General features: G+C 37.4%; 19 protein-coding genes and 1 tRNA gene. 17 read left to right on the plus strand and 3 right to left on the minus strand.

The annotated features are described in order from the left end of the window. Window positions 1–144: 144 nt before the first annotated feature. Together PQ456_RS05945 and PQ456_RS05950 are read left to right on the plus strand one after the other, a co-directional pair. Window positions 145–507: a helix-turn-helix domain-containing protein gene (locus tag PQ456_RS05945; protein WP_204825209.1), complete on the plus strand. Its 363-nt coding sequence runs from the start codon at window positions 145–147 to the stop codon at window positions 505–507. Between the two features lie 189 nt (window positions 508–696). Then, window positions 697–779 (plus strand) — tRNA-Leu (locus PQ456_RS05950). Window positions 780–908: 129 nt separating this feature from the next. Here PQ456_RS05950 and PQ456_RS05955 read toward each other — a convergent pair. Beyond that, window positions 909–1418: a glutathione peroxidase gene (locus tag PQ456_RS05955; protein WP_273615306.1), complete on the minus strand. Its 510-nt coding sequence runs from the start codon at window positions 1416–1418 to the stop codon at window positions 909–911. Window positions 1419–1581: 163 nt separating this feature from the next. Here PQ456_RS05955 and PQ456_RS05960 point away from each other — a divergent pair, with 163 nt between their 5' ends. The 3 genes from PQ456_RS05960 (at window position 1582) to PQ456_RS05970 (ending at window position 3209) form a co-directional block, all read left to right on the plus strand. After that, window positions 1582–1995, plus strand: coding sequence for an organic hydroperoxide resistance protein (locus PQ456_RS05960; protein ID WP_069327155.1), 414 nt, complete (start codon window positions 1582–1584; stop codon window positions 1993–1995). A 342-nt stretch (window positions 1996–2337) separates the two neighbouring features. After that, on the plus strand, window positions 2338–2613 hold the full coding sequence (locus PQ456_RS05965; protein ID WP_273615307.1) for a hypothetical protein: 276 nt from the start codon (window positions 2338–2340) through the stop codon (window positions 2611–2613). 98 nt (window positions 2614–2711) lie between these two features. Further along, window positions 2712–3209, plus strand: a complete 498-nt coding sequence (locus PQ456_RS05970; RefSeq protein WP_273615308.1) for a thiol-disulfide oxidoreductase DCC family protein — start codon at window positions 2712–2714, stop codon at window positions 3207–3209. A gap of 102 nt (window positions 3210–3311) precedes the next feature. On the opposite strand, the gene PQ456_RS05975 is transcribed toward PQ456_RS05970, so the two are convergent. Next, entirely contained in the window at window positions 3312–4559 is a 1248-nt protein-coding gene (locus tag PQ456_RS05975; RefSeq protein WP_273615309.1) for an outer membrane protein assembly factor BamB family protein, read from the minus strand. 420 nt (window positions 4560–4979) lie between these two features. Between PQ456_RS05975 and PQ456_RS05980 the strand changes: the two genes are divergently transcribed. From PQ456_RS05980 to PQ456_RS06025, 10 genes are all read left to right on the plus strand, one after another. Then, complete coding sequence (locus tag PQ456_RS05980) at window positions 4980–6119, plus strand: P-loop NTPase family protein (protein ID WP_273615310.1); 1140 nt, start codon at window positions 4980–4982, stop codon at window positions 6117–6119. Continuing rightward, entirely contained in the window at window positions 6116–7384 is a 1269-nt protein-coding gene (locus PQ456_RS05985; protein WP_273615311.1) for a TadA family conjugal transfer-associated ATPase, read from the plus strand. Before PQ456_RS05980 ends, PQ456_RS05985 begins: the two co-directional genes overlap by 4 nt. Before the next feature lie 49 nt (window positions 7385–7433). Then, entirely contained in the window at window positions 7434–8306 is an 873-nt protein-coding gene (locus tag PQ456_RS05990) for a type II secretion system F family protein (protein WP_273615312.1), read from the plus strand. 43 nt (window positions 8307–8349) lie between these two features. Further along, window positions 8350–9225, plus strand: a complete 876-nt coding sequence (locus tag PQ456_RS05995; protein ID WP_273615313.1) for a type II secretion system F family protein — start codon at window positions 8350–8352, stop codon at window positions 9223–9225. Window positions 9226–9237: 12 nt separating this feature from the next. Beyond that, window positions 9238–9438 carry a Flp1 family type IVb pilin gene (locus PQ456_RS06000; protein WP_273615314.1) on the plus strand — a complete coding sequence of 67 codons (201 nt, stop codon included), beginning with the start codon at window positions 9238–9240 and terminating at the stop codon, window positions 9436–9438. A gap of 1 nt (window position 9439) precedes the next feature. Next, entirely contained in the window at window positions 9440–10111 is a 672-nt protein-coding gene (locus PQ456_RS06005) for a TadE/TadG family type IV pilus assembly protein (RefSeq protein WP_273615315.1), read from the plus strand. A gap of 19 nt (window positions 10112–10130) precedes the next feature. Then, window positions 10131–12413: a TadE/TadG family type IV pilus assembly protein gene (locus PQ456_RS06010; RefSeq protein WP_273615316.1), complete on the plus strand. Its 2283-nt coding sequence runs from the start codon at window positions 10131–10133 to the stop codon at window positions 12411–12413. After that, a complete protein-coding gene (locus PQ456_RS06015; protein WP_273615317.1) occupies window positions 12382–13548 on the plus strand; it encodes a TadE/TadG family type IV pilus assembly protein in 1167 nt (388 codons plus the stop codon). Before PQ456_RS06010 ends, PQ456_RS06015 begins: the two co-directional genes overlap by 32 nt. Window positions 13549–13596: 48 nt before the next feature. Then, on the plus strand, window positions 13597–14109 hold the full coding sequence (locus PQ456_RS06020; protein ID WP_273615318.1) for an A24 family peptidase: 513 nt from the start codon (window positions 13597–13599) through the stop codon (window positions 14107–14109). Window positions 14110–14219: 110 nt separating this feature from the next. Then, window positions 14220–16082 carry a DUF6382 domain-containing protein gene (locus PQ456_RS06025; RefSeq protein ID WP_273615319.1) on the plus strand — a complete coding sequence of 621 codons (1863 nt, stop codon included), beginning with the start codon at window positions 14220–14222 and terminating at the stop codon, window positions 16080–16082. 297 nt (window positions 16083–16379) lie between these two features. Here the strand turns inward: PQ456_RS06025 and PQ456_RS06030 are convergent, their stop codons facing one another. Next, a complete protein-coding gene (locus tag PQ456_RS06030) occupies window positions 16380–17282 on the minus strand; it encodes a TIGR01777 family oxidoreductase (protein ID WP_273615320.1) in 903 nt (300 codons plus the stop codon). A gap of 399 nt (window positions 17283–17681) precedes the next feature. Here PQ456_RS06030 and PQ456_RS06035 point away from each other — a divergent pair, with 399 nt between their 5' ends. Continuing rightward, complete coding sequence (locus tag PQ456_RS06035; protein ID WP_273615321.1) at window positions 17682–18800, plus strand: deoxyribonuclease IV; 1119 nt, start codon at window positions 17682–17684, stop codon at window positions 18798–18800. A gap of 153 nt (window positions 18801–18953) precedes the next feature. Continuing rightward, window positions 18954–19853 (plus strand): formyltetrahydrofolate deformylase, encoded by a 900-nt coding sequence (gene purU / locus PQ456_RS06040; protein WP_273615322.1) that lies wholly within the window; start codon window positions 18954–18956, stop codon window positions 19851–19853. The last annotated feature ends 235 nt before the right edge of the window (window positions 19854–20088 follow it).

Raw genomic sequence — 20088 nt, forward strand, 5'->3', positions numbered from 1 at the left:
ATTGAACAACCTATGATATAATTATTTAGGGAAAGTAGTAAAAAAATGTCGCTAAAGTAAGTATATACTTTTTTAAGTTGTTAATCAATAAAAATAACTTAATTGAGTATCTAAAGATAATAACGTCGGGAGTGGAGGTACAATATGCAATCTATCTATGATCGAATCGAAATATTGATTAAGAATAAAGGGATTACTAAAAAATCATTTTGTGAACAATTGAAAATCAGTACAGGTAATTTTGGTGATTGGAAAAGAGGCAAATCGACACCCGGTACACATAAGCTTATAGAAATTGCCGCTTACTTTAACACAAGTCTGGATTGGTTGCTTACAGGGCAAGAACGTCTTCCTGAATTAATTAAAGAGCAGACTGATCCTTATTTTTTTGAACTAATGGGGCAATTGAATTGCCAAGATGAAATACTGTCAGAACAGGAAAAAGGTTTTATCAAAGAATATATTGAATTCACAGTGTATCGCAAAAATAAAAAGCAAGATCAATAATATAATGTATTCCAAAGTCCGTCGTTCAATGACGGGCTTTTTATATGAAGTAATTTGTACTATAGTTAACAAAGCGTAGTAGACAGTGTTCACTTTATTGCTTATTAAGTATGGGAAGTATAAGAAGGTTTACAAGTGACGTTCAGGATAGTATAATATGGAGGTTCGCTATAAGAACATGATATGTACGCGGTCGTGGTGGAATGGCAGACACGCTACCTTGAGGGGGTAGTGGGTGTATACCCGTGGAGGTTCGAGTCCTCTCGACCGCATTATAAGCTTTATCGAATACAAAGTTACATATTCCTCAACACAAAAAGCCTTTTAAACAGTAAGAGATATTTATATGTCTCTAGGTTTAGAAGGCTTTTTTGTATGAAATTTTAGGATGCTATAAAAAATTATGATGGTGTCGATGAAGAATCCGTATCATTTTTTAACAATTCAAGGATATCTGCTTGTATTTTGTCTGGAGTCGTTTGAGGTGAATATCGTTTGACAGGTTTGCCATTACGATCAATTAAGAATTTGGTAAAATTCCATTTAATTGCTTTGGAGCCTAGTATCCCGGGAGCTTCTTTGCTTAAATATTGAAAAAGTGGATGTGCAGAAGAACCTTTGACTTCTAGCTTTTCAAACATAGGAAAAGTAACTCCATAATTCAACTGACAAAATTCAGAAATTTCTTCGTTAGAACCAGGATCTTGTTGACCAAATTGATTACTTGGAAATCCTAAAATTTCGAAATCATGATCTTTAAACTCATCATATAAATCTTGAAGACCGGCAAATTGAGGAGTGAAGCCGCACTTACTCGCTGTATTGACGATTAACATAGGTTTTCCTTTGTAATTTTCTAACGGTACTTTTTCTCCACGAATATTATCAACAGCGTAATCATAGACACTCATACTAATACTCCACCACCTTTTTTGTTTGGTAACCTATTATAACATGATACAATTTAATTTCAAAAAATAGAGTTCATTGTGTGTCTTACGTTTCATTTTGCTAGAAATGCTTTACAAATATAGTGTTGGTCTAAAATAGCCTATTACAAGGAGCTGAAAAGAAATGGCAGTATATACAGCAAAAGTAACAGTCCACGGTGGACGTCAAGGTAAAGTGGAATCAACTACAGGTGGACTCGATGTAGACTTGGTTATGCCTAAAGAATTAGGTGGCGGCGGAGGTACAGGTACGAATCCGGAAGAATTATTTGCAGCAGGATACGGGGCTTGTTATCAAAGTGCATTAGCAAACGTAGCACGCCAAGCTAAAGTGGATGTAAAAGATACTACAATTGTAAATAACGTTATGCTTGATAAAGATACAGATGGTGGATTCAAATTATCCGTACGTATGGATATTAATATTCCTGGATTATCAAAAGAAGAAGCGACAGACATTGCTAAAAAAGCACATGAATTCTGTCCTTACTCCAAAGCAATTCGCGGAAATATTGATGTACAATTGAATATCGTCTAATTTCGATTGTATTTGTTTTAAATAAGTACAATAGATGAAAGAACCTGAATATTTTCAGGTTCTTTTTTATTTTATCTATACAATTTAGGCTGAAAATGATCATTATCTTAGAATGAAAAGATTAAAAATGATAGAGAAGGGTAAGTGTAGATAACAGAGTATTTTTAAAATAAATTTGTACAAGTAAAATGATCGAATCTATTGCTATGATTGCCTTTTTGACGATATTGTTGCTCCCCCGCAATCAAAATGAGTTGACAGGCAAAGCAAAATTCTTTAAGATGACATAGGTGAATTTCTATTGTTTTAGACCGAAATTTAAAGGATAATGGGTGATCATTAATGGCATATAGACCGAATATTACGGAATTACAAAAAGCTGGTATCAATGAAAAAGATGGTTTGTACGAATTTGTTTTGACACTTGCTGATGGAACACAATGCCGTGTGTTTTACAATCGTTTCCCAGAGTGGAAAATGACAAACATCAATCGTTTGTTAACAACACCTTGCCCAGTATGCCGTAAAGATTTTATTTGTAAATGTATGGATGCATTTGCAGGCGAAATCAATCAACAGATTCAAGATCGTCAATTGATTGATAAAGCACTTTCTTAATATGTAAATAGTTTTCATTAAATTGAAGACGCGGGGGTTTTGTACCCTTGCGTCTTTTTTCTATATTCTGTTATGAATTTATAAGGAGGAATACTATAATGGTAACTGCTAATGTACCTGCAACCAGTCAAGCACCAGTATCCAAACCAGGTGATCCAACAGATAAAACATCAACAGAAGTACAACAATTAATTCATGGAGATCATTCTATTGTCCTAGTAGATGGAGTGTGTCACTTTTGTCAGGGCTTAACCAAAATCATTATTGCTCGTGATCCTAAAGGAACATTCCATTTTGCTTCGATTCAATCAGAGATAGGACAAGAATTGCTCAAACGGGGTGGAATCCGCACCGATACGATGGATACTTTTGTATTGATCGAAAATGGTAAGTATTATACTCGTTCTACAGGAGCACTGCGTATTGCTCGCAAATTACGTTTTCCATGGCCGATGATGTTTGCATTAATGCTTGTACCGAAGCCATTCCGTGATGCCGTTTATAATTATGTAGCTCAAAACCGTTACCGTTGGTTTGGCAAATCAGATCAATGCATGTTACCTAGTCCAGAGATTCGTGGACGATTTATAGATTAATCTCTTTCTATACCAAAATGATATATATTAAAAAGCACCTTTGTCCTTATCGGATAGAGGTGCTTTTTGAATACTATTTTAAAGGTCAAAAGCTAGAGAATATTATTTTAATACCATTTTGGCAAGCATATCTTCATCTACTGAATAAATAGTATGGTTCACATAATCATTTGGTGCACTTAAAGCACTATTTTTGAATACATGCACAGTTGAAAGATTTGTTGGATACAAAATATACGTACGATCATCCAAATTAACAGCTAGATTGCCATCATTTGTTTTTTGTACCCATGTATAATCAGCAGAAGGTTCACCTTCTAATTCACGAGAAGCGATCACTTTGCTAGAAGACGTGTTATATAATTTCATCATTTGCTTATCATAAACCACGTATCCAGTGCCTGTAGATTGGGTGAGTGAACCACCTGGAATATTGCGTCCCCACATCAATTTACCTTTGGCATTAAATGCAAACATTTTATTTTTGGTACGATCGATATTCGTCCGAATTAAGACGGTGCTGTCTTTTAGAACAAACATCGAGTCACTGCCATCTCCATAAATATTGATATTAGCAGGGAACTGATAAGAATATAATTTGGTCAAAGCTAGACCGTATACATCGATCTTCGGATTAGGAACAGCTTCCCAACCATTTTGATTTTTGAGCAAGTTACTAGCAGTCACAATAATACGATCGCCTTCTGCTTTGAGCACAGTACCTTGAATATTTTTTGTGTTCAATAATGTCCCCATAGAATCGTAACGACTGATTGTCGATTTGACAACACCTTTTGTATTTACAGTTCCTTGAGAAGAGACTAATAAAGAACTATCTTTGAGCATTGTAATACTGCTTGCTTCTGTTAATGTTTTGACCCAGTTGAGTTTACCTGTTGAATTGATCGAGTGAAGTTTGTATGTTCCATCAGAATATGCGGCATACACATAAACTGTTCCATAACTTGAATAGATCATATCTGTATTTAATGTGTAAGGCCCCGCAGATTCATGTAGAGTGTACTGCCATTTCAGTTTCCCCGTTTTGATATCGAAAGCTTTGACTGTATCCAGATACCAGTTATTTTTCGTCTGACCGGTTGTATTAGGGATATCTTGCTGAGTATGTACATACACCAGATTTTTAGATGGAAGCGCGTGTACATCGGTTGCACGAGTCGCGATAGCATTATCCATCTTATCGGTGAACAGGGACGTTGAAGTCCACGAAGGATTCGTTAATGGCATAACGGTATCCGCTGCATACATAAATGAAGGTGAAGCCATACAGATTGCTCCTGTCAAAAGCAAAGCTGCCCATGGCTTAGTGTTAATAGGGCGTTGAAACATAAATTTTCCACCTCTCCTGATTGGCATAGACTGAGTTGATTACTCTGTATCCATTTAACCTTATCTTAATTAAATGCAACAGATGTAACTATAATGTAATATCTCTATATTAAAAACTTGTACTATACAAATGGTAAAGATCTATTATACCTATAAAATAGTTATTTAGACTACTGTATAGGTATATATACTTTACTAAATCATAGAGATACTAACTAAAAGTGAGACTATATATTCATATTATTCAATATTTTTTTGAATTTTTTAGTAAAATAGTATTGCAGACCTATAAAATGTATGATATTCTATCGTTAATTGGATAACACATGCAACGGAAGCACCGTTTAAGCATCGCACAATATATATTGTGTGGTATTTAAACGGTGCTTTTTTTGTTGCATTTTTTGAGGGGGAACGTCTATGGCTCCAGTACAAATTGTTCTGGGCGTTGAAGATAGCCAGTATATTGAATTGTTACTGCGCTATGTAAGAGACAGTGAATATGGATCTAAAGTAAGAATCAGAGCATTTTCGAATATAGCTACATTTCGCACCTACATGAATAGTGGGGAACATTCAGGGTTGGTAGCGGCAGAAGATTCTTTTCTTAAAAGCTGGTTAGATAGTGAAAATATTGAGAAACATCGGTGGGTCTGTCTAAATGAATACGGAGAAAAAACTCTTGAAGGTCCTTCGATTGCGAAATATCAGCCTTTACAAAGTTTGCTAGAACAATTATGTGCAATGACCAAGCCTGCAAGCACAGATGTAATACGGCGTGATAATCGTACTGTTGTGACGATGGTACATTCTGCTGTTCCAGGTAGTGGCAAATCGATCACTGCAATTAATATGGTCAAGCAACTTAGTATGAGCGGGCATCATGTATTTTATCTGAATCTAGAATCAGCAAGTAGCACATGGTTACTTCATTGGGATCAGCAACGTGAACAAGGTAATGGACTATCACGCTTATTGTATGATCTGCAAGCATTCGCTGAAAAAAAGGAAATGCCTACTCATCTTCCTTCTTCATACGCAGTGTATGCCGAAGAAATGAAAGCTGATACGTTTGAACCGCCTGAGAATTTAAATGAATTATTGCGAATGACAAAAGAAGAAACGCAAATGTTAATTCGTTATCTTGTAAATAGTGGGGAATATGATCATATCGTTATTGATGGAGAATCTAGCTGGCATGACCGGATACAGGTGGCATTACAAGAAAGTGATCGAGTGTTATGGCTGTTAACAGATGATCTACCTTGTATGAACAAAACAGCGATCTGGATGTCTTATTGGGAAAATCATTATGCAAGCTTGTATCAGGAATTGCGAGCCAAAACGTCGTTTATTATGAACAAATTTAACGGCAGTATTGTGAATGTATTGCCGGTAGAAGATATGCAATTAGAAGGTACACTGGCATATGTTCCTTCTTGGAAGCAAGTGACGAATAGCGAATTGTTATGGTGCTCTCCTATTTTTCAACGAGATATTCTGAAATTATGCCAGTCCGGTACATATGATCTTCGCAGTACTAATGGGGTGGAAATGTGAACGAAGACTTATTTATAACATTACGGGATGAAGTACGATCTGGACTAGATGTAACATTTACTATCGATGATGATGAACTGATGCAACGTATCGAGCAGAAAGTATTAGATCAACAACGTTATCCTAACTTAACAGCTGGTGAGAAAAGACGGTTAGTACGGCAAGTATTTGATTCATTTCGTGGATTAGATATTTTACAACCGCTTGTAGATGATAAAAGTGTGACCGAGATTATGATCAATAGCCATACCGATATTTTTATTGAACGTAATGGACAAGTGATGCGTAATGCTACAGTCTTTGAATCTAGAGATCGATTAGAAGATATTATTCAGACGATTGTATCGGGTGTTAACCGGGTGGTCAATGAATCTTCTCCGATTGTTGATGCAAGACTCAAAGATGGATCACGTGTCAATATTGTACTTCCACCTGTTGCGCTTAAAGGTCCTACGATGACGATTCGTAAATTTCCAGAGCAACCGATGACGATGAGTGATCTGGTTCGTATGGGCGCAATTGCTCCTGTTGCGTCTAACTTGCTACAGACGCTTGTACAAAGTAAGTTTAATATCTTTATCAGTGGTGGTACAGGTTCTGGAAAAACTACTTTTCTTAACGCTCTTTCTCAATACATTCCTGAGGATGAACGTGTAATCACGATTGAAGATTCGGCGGAATTACAGATCAAAACGATTCCTAATCTGGTCTCTATGGAGACACGTAATTCCAATACTGAAGGAAAAGGTGAAATTTCAATACGTGATCTGATTCGTTCTTCTCTACGGATGCGTCCCAATCGGATTGTAGTCGGTGAGGTTAGGGGATCAGAAGCGCTGGATATGCTACAAGCGATGAATACAGGGCATGATGGTTCATTATCTACAGGTCATGCTAACAGCGCTGTAGACATGATCAGTCGTCTAGAAACGATGGTGCTTAGCGGAGCAGATCTACCGATGCAAGTCGTACGTAAGCAGATTAGTTCAGCGATTGATATTTTTGTTCATTTGGCTCGCTTGCGTGATCGTTCACGTCGTATTGTAGAAATTTCCGAAGTACGAGGAATGGTAGATGGTGAAGTGGTGTTGAATCCTTTATTCGTATTTCAAGAGTCTGGCGAAAAAGAAGGTCGAATTATCGGCGATCTTGTACCTACAGGCAATCTATTGATTCATACAGATAAATTACGAGCTGCTGGAATCGAAGAATGGCGTAAATTAGCTTCGATGTATACACCTACTGCGGAACATAGCAGAGTATAACGTATTTACTCAGCAGTTGTGCAAAGACATATGAAGAAAGGAGAACAATATGTTTAAAGCTAATCAAGCAGGAAAAAGGCAACCGGCTACACCTGTAGCACAAGTCAATCCTGCTGTACCTAATCCATCTTCGTCGCCACTTCCACCACTTGCACGTTCTGAACAGCCGCGCGCAGAGTTAGCTGATTATACGGTGTATCATTTATCTGCTTTACAGCGAATAAGCTGTATTGTATTGTGCGCAGTTTTGTTTATGATGATCGGCTATTTATTTTACCATCAATGGATTATTGCTAGTGTATTGGCGATAGGAGCATGGTTTATGCCGAAGTTACTTCGCAAACATTTACTAGAACGCAAACGTGCTGCTTTGAGCTCCCATTTCAAACAAGCGTTATATTCATTGTCATCTTCGCTAGCTGTAGGACGTTCAGTGGAAAATGGATTTCGCGAAGCAGCGCAGGACTTACGGATGTTATATCCAGATGGTGATAACGATATGATTCGAGAACTGAATATTATTACTACACGCTTGGAGTATGGGCAACCCATAGAAGAAGCATTACAAGATTTTAGCGATCGAGCGATGAATGAAGATATTACGAATTTTGCAGATGTATTTGTGACGTGTAAGCGTACTGGTGGTGATCTGGTAGAAGTAGTACGTAAAACGTCTGCAACCATCGGTGAAAAGTTAGATATTCAGCAAGAGATATCCGTTATGATTTCGCAGAAAAAATTTGAATCTAATGCGCTTGTAGCGACTCCCTTTTTCTTTCTGATCTTTTTAAATGTAACAGCAGCAGACTTTATGAAGCCATTGTATGGTAATCCGATTGGTATTGTGATTTCTACGATTTGTTTAGCGGCATTGGGGTTCTGTTACTGGTTAATTCGGAAGTTTATGAATATCAAAGTGTAAACCAGTATCACAATAAGCTGGAAGGGAGGTGAACAAACTGCTTTTGATATGGTTGGAAGGGTTGTTGGCGACAGCATTAGTGATCGGATGGGTCGTACTGAATCAAAGTGCCAGTACGTTACATAAAGAGCTTGCCAAGCTACCATTAGAAGTGATTAAGCTAAGACCACTTTTACCAGCTATGTTGGTATTGCTCGAAAAAATTCGCTTTGTATCACGATTTTCAGGGGTGTTTTACCGGATTCAGAGCTCGATTCAAAAAGGTTTTGGGGTACATCGTAGCGGTGAAATGACCTTGCTTTATATTGCAGAAATGGCGGGCTATATCTGGTTATTACTAACAGGTGGACTTGTGATGGCAGCGATCTCGGGCGGTAGTATGACATGGTTAGTTATGGGAGTAGGGCTAGCAATACTGCTTCCTGTTGCATTATTCCGTGATTTACAAAAGAAAGTAAAAACACGAGAAATAGATATTTTACTAGAATTGCCCGAGTTTCTAAATAAAATCATTTTACTCGTAGGTGCTGGTGAAACGGTACAAAAAGCAATGGTACGTTGTGTAAAGCGCAAAGAAAATGCTAAAGATCATCCATTATATAAAGAGCTTTTTCAGATGATTAATGAAATGGATAATGGCTATTCTTTTCAGCAAGGATTAGAGTCATTTAGTAAACGTTGTGGAGTTCAGGAAGTTTCGGTATTTACAACAACAGTGTTGCTTAATTTCCGCCGTGGTGGAGGAGAATTTGGACTTGCTTTACGTGATCTTTCGCGGACATTATGGGATAAACGAAAAGCAGTAAGTCGTATAAGAGGAGAGCAAGCTTCTTCTAAGATGGTTCTTCCAATGGTTTTAATATTTTTAATAGTTATGGTTCTTGTCGGCACGCCAGCATTTATGATGATGAATATGTAGGAGGAAAATATAATGACAAGCTTAATTAAGGGTTCTTGGACTGGAGTCCAACGTTTTTGGAAAAATGAGGATGGTGTAGGTACATTAGAAATGGTTCTAATTATAGCAGTTCTTATAATGATTGCTATCTTATTTAAAGATGCAATTAAGACAGTAGTTGGAGATATGTTGACTTATATGGATACTCAAAGTAAAACATTTAAACAACCTTAATATGAATATCCAACGTTTTTGGAAAAATACTAAAGGGAGCTTCACACTTGAAGCTTCCATCGTTTTTCCTATTATCCTGTTCACAACGTTGTTGATTCTATTTATGTGTATGTACCAATATCAAAATACAATGCTGAAACAAGCAGCATCCAAAACTTCAGAGCGTGCTGCGTATACATGGGATAACAGTCATAAAGATATCAATACAGGTGCTTTTCCGCAAGGTCAAGATGATGGTCTGTACTGGCGTATTACAGATGATAGTATGATCAGTGCACTCTTTGGATGGGCAGGAGCTACCAATACAGCAAATGTTGCTATTCCAGGTGGAGGTAGTGGATCATTGCCAGCAACTAAATTATCAGCGGCTGCTTCATGGATACCGGGCAAAATGACTGGGAATACAACGTATAACAACCATTTGATGATGCGAAATGTAAATACAACTTTAAGTGAACCTATTTCATTAGGGGCATTAGAACGTGAATTGGGTCAACCACTACGAAGTGAAGTTAGCGCAAGTTCAGTTGTTGTGGAACCAGTAGAATTTATTCGTACGATTGAATTAATGCGTTATTACGGAGCCAAATTTACGGGGAAATATGGTACGGCTATGAACATGGGACGTGCTGGAACCGTACTGCAATGGTTTTCTACAGCAGCAGGTAGTTGAAGCAGGAGTGTGAATCATTTTGAGAAAAGCACGTAAATCACAAGTAAGACTAAAAATCACATATTGGAAAAAGTTATTACTACGCAAGTTAGCAGATACACAAGGCGCTGTCTCTATTTTTATGATTGTTGTACTTGCAGGTGTTTTTTTATTTACAGCAGTTTTTATCGATTACTCGCGTATAGCAGCGATGGAAGTACAATCCGAGCGATTAGCACATGCGGCTGTTCGTTCAGCAATGTCTGCGTTTGATACCGATCTCCAACAACAATATGGATTATTTGCTGCGGGAGAATCTGATCCTACACAACTTTTAGATACGGCGTTAAATGAGAATTTTAATTATACCGAGAATACAGATAGTTTTAAATTAATTCCAATGAAAGCAGCTAACACTTCGATTCAATTAAGTCGACCTTTAGGAAGTTATGATGTTTTTAATCACCAGATTCAAGAAGAAATGAAATATAAAGCGCCTATAGATTTCACCATAGAAATTGTAGATAAATTTAAAGGCATGTCCGGTGTACTAAAAGAAGCAAGTCAAACGGTCAATGTCCTAGAAGATGTACGCGAGCCTTATGATAAGCGTGAACAAGAAATAGATAAATTAATAGCTTTGCAGAAAAAAACGGCAGGTGAAGTTCAAGAATTAACAACTAAAATTATGAATCCTGTCAAAAATTCTATCGCTAACAAAAATGTAGGAGCGATTACGTCAGTCGCCGATATTGCAGCTCAGTTCAATAATTATACAGCTTTAATAGCAGAAGATAAAAAGCGTAAGAAAAAAGATAAAAGTCCGATCAATACAGCCAAAATTTCTGCGTACAAAAGTAAATCTAAAACATTTCTATCTAATTTGTCACGAGATTACAAATATCTAATTAATACTCACGAAAATACGTACAAAGAAGCCAATGAAATTATGGTTAAAATCAAACAATATAATCAAGAAATTGCTCGTATTATTGAAGAAGCCAAAACACGTACACAAAATGAAGCATATGAACGAGTACGAAATACAAATATACCGGGTGGATCGAATGCCGGAGATGCAGAATCGGAAGCTAAATTAGCAGAACTTCGCAAAAATCTAGAACAGCTTGTTTTATCGGATGATCTATTGGGCAAAATGGAAAGTTCGATCAAAACACAAAAAGATGATTACACGACAGCTAAGTATGCTATTAGCAACTTAATTACAGAAGCTACAGCTCAACTTACCAAAACAACTGGCGATGCTAACTCGTTAAAAAGCAGTACCATTCGTACCGCTAAGCTTTTACAAAAATATATTGATAATTATACAGGGAAAGCACCCAACGGAATCATGGGTGTGATCGAGCATGATCTCAAAGCAGCAAGATCAGGAACAGAAACAAAAGCAGCTTCAGAAGCGAAAGCAAAAGAAGAATTGAAAAAAGCTAAAAAAATGTTGGCTCAAATCGTAGGTGCAGCCGCCGCTGCAAGATTATTAGCTAAAGAATTCGATGAAGTAGATGGATATTACAAAGAAAGTATCGCTTTTAACGGTGCAGATGGAGGAGCTACCTCTGACTCTACTATGGATAATGATCCTTATAAAGAAAGCAAAAACGCTATGGGTGCGATGGATGTTGTATTTGGTGGTTTATCCGATGCTCTTCTAGCAGGTAGAAATGAATTTTTCCAAAATGAATATGCAATTCAGTATTTTAATACGTTCGATATTATTCAGCTTCAAGGGTTATTAGATACGTTATCAGAAGGCTCAATTACAGATGCGCTTGAAGAGGCTGGAGTACGTAATCAGCAGATTGAATACATTATTTACGGTATTAACGATCCTTCTGCTAATATTGCTGCGGCATATAGCGAAATTTTTGGAATGAGACTTGCGATTCGTACTGCTGAAGGACTTGTTAAAAATGCAAATCTAGGGCATCCCCTAGCTGTTCTTGCAGCAGGAGTTGCTTATGGAGTAGAGATGGCGATCAAAGACATGATCGAACTGCTCAATACAGGTAAAACGAAATTATCAGCGTATTTCCCGATAGAATTTGAATATCGAGATTATATGCGTTTGTTTTTGTTGCAACCTAGTAATGAGAAAAAAATGTCTCGTATGTTAGCGTTAATTCGCTTTTTGACAGATATCAATCCAGCAGAACGAAATACGTATGCGTCTGCTCATATACGAACAGCGATGCCTATTTGGTTTTTACCAGGTGTAATCAAAATGGTGAACTCAACCAGCGTGAATAGTTCTATAGAACAGGGTGTGTATTATGCAGATAAACAAGCAGATTACTCCTATTAAAAGCAAAAATAGGATTCAGCAAATCGGTGTGTTTAACACTGCATCCCGATTTGTTGCTACCTACTCTTCCAAAAGCACAAATGATCGATCTGATCATACCTATCATTCCCAATCTTCACCTTCTAATAATGTATATGAACTCAAAAATCCTCCTCCAAATCGGCGTATAAAATGTACTTTTTTTAAAAATGGAGAACGAGGCAGTATCGTATTAGAAGCCGCTATGGTATTACCGATTTTTTTGTTTATTTCTATTTTTCTAGTCTATTTAGTGCAAATGACTTTGGTATATACAGCGATGCAAAATGTAACTTCTGATACAGCCAGATATGTCGCTACTCATATGTATCCTGTTCAATTAGCCGCAGATAATTTGGTTGCCAAAAAAATTCTGCCTGCTGAATCGATGCGACTACCCAAATTAACATTTACAGAACTGGCGTCCAAATATCAAGATTCTGTCCCTGCTCCGCTAAATACATGGATGATGGAAGCAGCAAGTAGTGGAGATATCAAGTTACAAGAAATGAAAAATCAATTATCTGCACCTGCACTCGATACAATGATCAAACCATTGATGCAGAAGTTATCAGCAGAAAATAAATTGGATTATGAACGTATTCATGTCACGCAAGTCACCGTGCCTGATCTTACAGCCAAAACGCATCCGTATTTTGGAATTGAGATCCGTTACGAATTACCTTTCAAAATTCCTTTGATCTTCAAACCGATTGTGTTGCAAGCAAGAGCAACCGAACGATTGTGGATTGGAGATACTGGAGAATTTGGTGAAGATGCAGCCGCAGAAGCTACTAAAGAGACAGGCGTATCTGTAGTATCGGTTCCTTCACCTGCTCATCCAGAATCAAATATTTCAATTGTAGCCAAAGCACCACCGGGTACAACGGTTCATCTTAATATTCAATATAAAAGTGGAAACAGTACTGCACAGGGATTGGGTCAGGCGACAGTAGATGCAGAAGGCAATGTGAATTGGACATGGAAAATCCCTTCTAATGCAACACCGGGATGGGCGAACTACACAATCACTACAGCAGATGGAAAAGAAGTTAGAGGTGTATTCCAAGTGGCAGAATACGATGGTCGACCTGTTATTGGTAGTGCAGCTTCATAATCAAACTATAATATTTATTTGGATACTAAAAGGGGATACAGAATAGCAATGGAAACGATATTTATCGGCGGTGGAGTTTTTATATTATGGGCATTTTGGACAGATATCAAAGAACGCAAAATTCCTAATATACTGAATATTTTATTTATAGTCAGTGGATTACTATATCATGCGGTAATGTCTGGTTGGGATGGTCTAGCTTTTGCTGGTAAAGGGTTTCTATTGGGATTCGGTATCATGCTTATTCTTCATTGGATGAAGGCTGTAGGCGCAGGTGATGTGAAATTGTTTGGTGGGATCGGTGTATGGTTTGGGATGGGAATGACTGCACAGGTGATGATATATTCTATTATTTTCGCAGGCATCATTGGTCTCTTTATTATGCTGTGGAGACGTGAAACGATTGTACGTATGCGTAGAGTATTCTGGAAGCTTGCAGGTTCTGTGTTATGGAAACAATCGATTCGCTCAACAGAAGCTGAACACCAGCAATTTTTAACATTCCCTTTTATGACCGCCGTATTACCAGGAGTCGCTTTTTGTTATTTTTTTATCACATAAAACTAAATCTGCTTACACAGCATAAGTGATTCATCATTCACATGTTGTCATTTGAGTATCTTGTATACACATTAATATTAGGCAAAGAAAGTAAGGGGGCATGTATGATCATGCAAAAATTAACACAGGATTTTGTACAAGATGGCAAAACATATATGATTGTAGGTCGTGAGCAAGGTTTTCAAAATAGTGATCTGAGTAAAGCACAGACAGGAATGATGCTAGCTTCTCGTATTCGCGGAGTGTTACAACTTCATTTACAAGAAGTCGATCTACAAGCTGTACTACGTTATGACATTACAGGCAAACGAATGCTTAAACATTGTATGCAAGGCGAAATGATGGGCATTGCAGAGTATCTAGGTCTATTATTACAAGTGGTTTCTACTCTCGAAGAAAGTAGTCAGCATATGTTGTCGATGACCAATTATGTACTGGATGAAGAATATATTTTTGTAGAAGGTTCACTACAAGCGGGCACATTACATTTTACATATATTCCGGTAATGGAGACATTAAATGAAGAACCTGTACAAATGATTTTGAGTCAATTGGCATCAAGGTGGATGACTTCTGTAGCTGAATTAAGTGGTAACCAGATTCAGCGCATTTTGCGTTACTGTCATGCAGAAGACTTTACGATCAAAGGCATCAAGATGTTACTGCTTGAATTACTTGGCAATCCACAGCAAATGATAGATCTTACGCCACAACCTACTCAATCTTCTACTTCAAAATGGATTGATCCGGCAGAATTACGAAATAAGCAAGTTCCGTCATTTTCAAATGCTATACCATCACAAGAATCGGTATCTGCTAACGCTAGATACCAACAAGAAGTAAATATTCCAGCTCAACCTGCAAACAATCCTATTTTACAACATATGCAGAATAAGAAAAAAAGAACAGATCTATCAGAAGTATCAGCGTCTTCTTTGCCAAGCCAGCACAATCATAAGCCAACCAAAATGTCTAAAAGTCAAAGTTCGGCTACACCCACACAACCGACACCAGATCAGGAAGTACAACCAATGCCTTCAGCTCATCGAACATATTTGCTAGCAGGAGGAGCATTAGTAACAGCTATGATCTGGAAATTTGGTTACCTTTCGCACAGCAATGATTTTATGTTATATGGCTGTACAGCTTTGACTGTAGCGATCGGTTTAGTTATTTATATGATCTTAAAAGGTAAATCTCCACTAAAAAAAGGGCTTCAAATGCCTTCTTTTGTTCGTAATAAGAAGTCAGAAGAGGAAGATGGAAACGAAAGTTGGCGCTGGCAAGCAGATCCTGTGTTAGCAGGCGGAGGAGGACTAGTTTCAGCAACGCTACCTTCCACACCAGCACCTGATCCGATGCGCTGGCGGGATGAGAATATTGCTGCTATTTTTGGTTCGGATACACCAGAACAATCATCGATTCGTAGTCAAAATGCGATGATGAATAGAAATGAACAACAGTCAGGCTCCTATTCTACTACAGGTTCACCTATAGAGTTTGGTCGTTCAGCACAGGCTTCATCTATACCTAATTATCATGAAGACAATTATTCACAACAATCATCTCATCATAGTACAGAAATGCTTTCTCCTCATATGGCAACTGTATTGTTAGGACAAGATGCTTCTAATGATCAAGCTTATAGTCATTCGGGAGTTCAACCCTTTACAGGATATTTAGAACGTAGAGAAAATGGAACGATGCAGATGGAGCCTATCCGCTTAACACGAGGAAGCTTTATTATTGGTAGAGCTGCGGAAGGTGTTCATTATTTAGAAAAATCGACTGGCACTTCACGTAATCATGTAGAATTGGAAATTAGTGACCAACAGATTACGATCAAAGATTTAAGTTCGCGTAATGGAACTATTCTTAAAGGAGAACCAATCGTACCGTACAAAGAGTATCTTTTACATGAAGGTGATACTTTTACTATTGCGCAAGCAGTGTATACGTTGCGATTAGGTTGATATAATTTTAAAGCTATGTACTATCATTGTGATTAATAAATGATAAAAGCCAAATAATTAAGATACTATAGCAAAAGAGTCAGGCAGTAAGATACTACAGCAAAGACGTAAGATACTACAGTAAAAAGGCGATTTCTTTAGAGTATATTAAAGAAATCGCCTTTTATTCTTTTTCTCAACCTGTACAAATAATAAGTATAAGCAAACAGTCTATTATTTTACATGTATGATTATAGAGTTGATAATTTAGAAGTTACCGCATTACATCATATCTCTAAATATCTAAATATCTCTAAATTATTGCGTTTTTTCAATATGTTCTAAAGCTCCATATATCTCAGGGAAAAGAAACGTAAATCCATGATCCATTGCTTTTTTCGGGATAACACGTTGTCCATCTAGTAAAATATCTGACATTTCGCCTAATGTTGGTTTGAGCGCAATACTTGGAATATGGAACCAGTGTGGACGATGCGTGACTTTAGCAATCGTTTTGCCCAGATCAGCATAACGTACAGGATTAGGAGAAGACGCATTGATCGGGCCTTCAATCGCTTTATTTTTAACACAAAAATCGATCAATCTCACCATATCATCAATATGAATCCATGAGTTCCACTGCTTTCCTGATCCTAATTTACCACCAGCCATAAGGATATAAGGGAGTCTCATCATCGGGTATGCACCTTTATGTTTGTCGAGTACAATACTAACTCTCAGCTTGATTAGACGGACACCTTTGATACTATCCGCTACTGCTTCCCATTGTTCTGCAAGGCTAGAAGGAAAATTCATCGTTCTTTTAGGGCTATTTTCATCAAATGTTTCCGTATCTGAAGTACCGTAAATTGCCATAGCACTTGCTTGAACAACGACTTCAGGCTTTTTCTTTAATGCTTCGATCGCTTTTGAAACGATATTGACCGTTCTCATTCTGGATTCTACTAATTCAAGTTTGGTTTTGGTTGTCCATCTTTGATTTAGCGTCTCTCCTGAAAGATTAACAATCACCTCTGCCCCTTCTAATTGAGTAGGATTTTGTTCCATATCGTTCCAGGTGATATAGTTTACTGCTGGATTAGATTTTGATGTATCTGGAAGCTTACGAGTCACTACAGTCAGATCATGATTTTCTTGAAGCCAAAATGGAACCAAATGACTACCTACTAAACCTGTACCACCACACACAACAATATTCATATAAATCCTCCTATTTAATCTAAAGTGAGTTCACTATGTCCTGTTCGTTATGCCTATGGTAGAGTCTGTTTACATCAACAATATTTATTATGTTTATCCGATTCTATACATTCTTTTTCTATAATAATCTTTATTGAAAATACATTAGTACATTCAAACTATGAATCCAGTCATATAATCAATATAGTTATCCATGTATAAGATAGATTAATCTTATTCCACTGATGTTAAGCATTAATTATTCTTCTATTCAATGATTACCCATAATTGCTACAGGTGATCTGATCAGCAGACGATGAATTTAAGATGAAAAGCACAGCTATTTCTAGATTTATTTTGGTATTCACGTTAAAATAGGTGAGATTCGCGAATAGCGGAACAATAAGGAGGAAATACACTATGTTAAAGATCGGTTCCCATGTATCACTTTCTAGTAAAGGGTTACTCAGTGCAGCGAATGAGGCAGATACATATGGCTCAAGCTCATTTATGATATATACCGGAGCGCCGCAAAATACGCGCCGTAAACCTATAGATACGTTATTTATTGAAGAAGGCAAACAAAAAATGCAAACGATGGGTGTAGAAGAAATCGTTGTGCATGCACCTTATATCATTAATTTAGGTTCGTACAAAGAAAATATCTACGAATTGGCAGTTGATTTTTTACAAGAAGAAATCCGTCGCACTCATCAAATCGGTGTGCGTAATATCGTGCTTCATCCAGGTGCTTTTACAGATATGGATGCTGAATTTGGTATAAAACGTATTGCAAAAGGTCTGGAAAAAGTATTATCCGGTGTATCCGAAACAGATGTAAATATCGCGTTGGAGACAATGGCTGGTAAAGGAACAGAAGTAGGACGTAGCTTTGAAGAAATTGCGCAGATTATTGATATGGTTCCTCATAATGAGCGCTTAACGATTTGTTTTGATACATGTCATACCCATGATGCTGGTTATGATCTTGTTAATGATTTAGATGGAGTCTTGGAGAAATTTGATCGTCTTATCGGATTGGATCGACTTACTGTTGTCCATGTGAACGATAGTAAAAATCCGACAGGCGCAGGCAAAGACCGTCATACTACACTAGGTTCGGGTTGGATCGGTTATGAAGCACTTAGTCGTGTTGTGCATCATGATCAGTTGAAAGGTCGTCCGTTTATTTTGGAAACGCCGTGGATCGGTAAAGATGCGAAAACACAGCGTCCGATGTATGAAGCTGAAATTGCTTTGCTACGTGGTGATCTAACTGGTCGCTTTGGAGCAGGTTTCTTAGAAGATGTAGAAAAATTACATCATTTCTTTGAAGGGCAACAGATTGAAGCACGTCCATATATTTTGGAAACATGGGATATGCTGAAAAGCGATGCTAAAGCGCGTAAAGCAGATCCGCGTGAACCGATGGAACGTCTATACGATATGGTGATTGCTGAAGGATTATTTACCGAGTTGAGTGAAGAAGCATTGAATCACCGCTTAACTGCTTACTTTGCAGGGAAAAGTATTCTTTAATTGCACCCAATGTCTATGAATAGCTAATCACATCAGGATAAGTAAAGACATTTTTTTGAATGAATATTAATAAATTTGAATAAATATATTTACTTTCTTAGCATCATGACATAGATTGTAATATAAGATATTTGAAGGGGGAACGAAGATTCAATGGAAGTACATGTAAAACGAAATCAAACTGCAAGAGAAGAACAACAAGAAAATCGCGCCCGTATGCTGATTTCTTGCCCGGATGGCCCTGGAATCGTAGCTACTGTATCACGCTTTTTATTTGAACATGGAGCGAATATTGTTCAATCCGATCAATATACGATGAATCCAGCAGGCGGTATGTTCTTTATGCGTGTCGAATTTGATCTGCCTGAATTAAGTAAAAATCTACCTGCGCTAGAAAGTGATTTTCAAGCGGTAGGAGATCAGTTCAAAATGGAATGGACAATTAATCAGGTGAGTCGCAAAAAAAGACTAGCGATTTTTGTATCCAAAGAAGACCATTGTCTGGTGGAATTATTATGGCACTGGCAAGCAGGTGATCTGGATGCAGATATTGCGATGGTGATCAGTAACCACAATGATATGCGTAGTTATGTAGAATCATTTGGTATTCCTTTCTATCATATTCCAGTGACTGCGGATACGAAAAAAGAAGCAGAGCAAAAGCAATTAGAAGTGATCGGTTCAGATATTGATCTGATTGTACTTGCTCGTTATATGCAGATTATTTCGCCATTATTTATCGAGCATTTCCGTAATCGGATTATCAATATTCACCATTCGTTCTTGCCTGCATTTGTAGGTGGTAAGCCTTATGCACAAGCGTATGATCGTGGTGTTAAAATTATTGGTGCAACAGCTCACTATGTAACAGAAGAGCTTGATGGCGGTCCGATTATTGAGCAGGACGTACAACGTGTAAGTCATAGCGACAATGTAAATGAATTGAAGCGTATTGGTCGTACGATTGAACGTGTAGTATTAGCACGTGCAGTGCAATGGCACGCAGAAGATCGTGTACTGGTACATCAAAACAAAACAGTCGTTTTTAATTAATCCTTTGTCATCATAATCGCTTTTTATTCAAACGATAGCAGTGTATGACAAGCTGTATTATAAATATGTAAAAAGCACGAATGATCTTTTGCTGTTATTTAGCAGAAAATCATTCGTGCTTTTTTTGTTGCTACGTTAATGTTGTGTTAATACAGATCAAGTATGCTAAAGAGAATATAGATACAGCTCTATCCAAAGAAAATTTACAAATGTAATCCTGCTACATCAAATTGCA

The organism is Paenibacillus kyungheensis (assembly GCF_028606985.1).
Classification (GTDB): domain Bacteria; phylum Bacillota; class Bacilli; order Paenibacillales; family Paenibacillaceae; genus Saccharibacillus; species Saccharibacillus kyungheensis.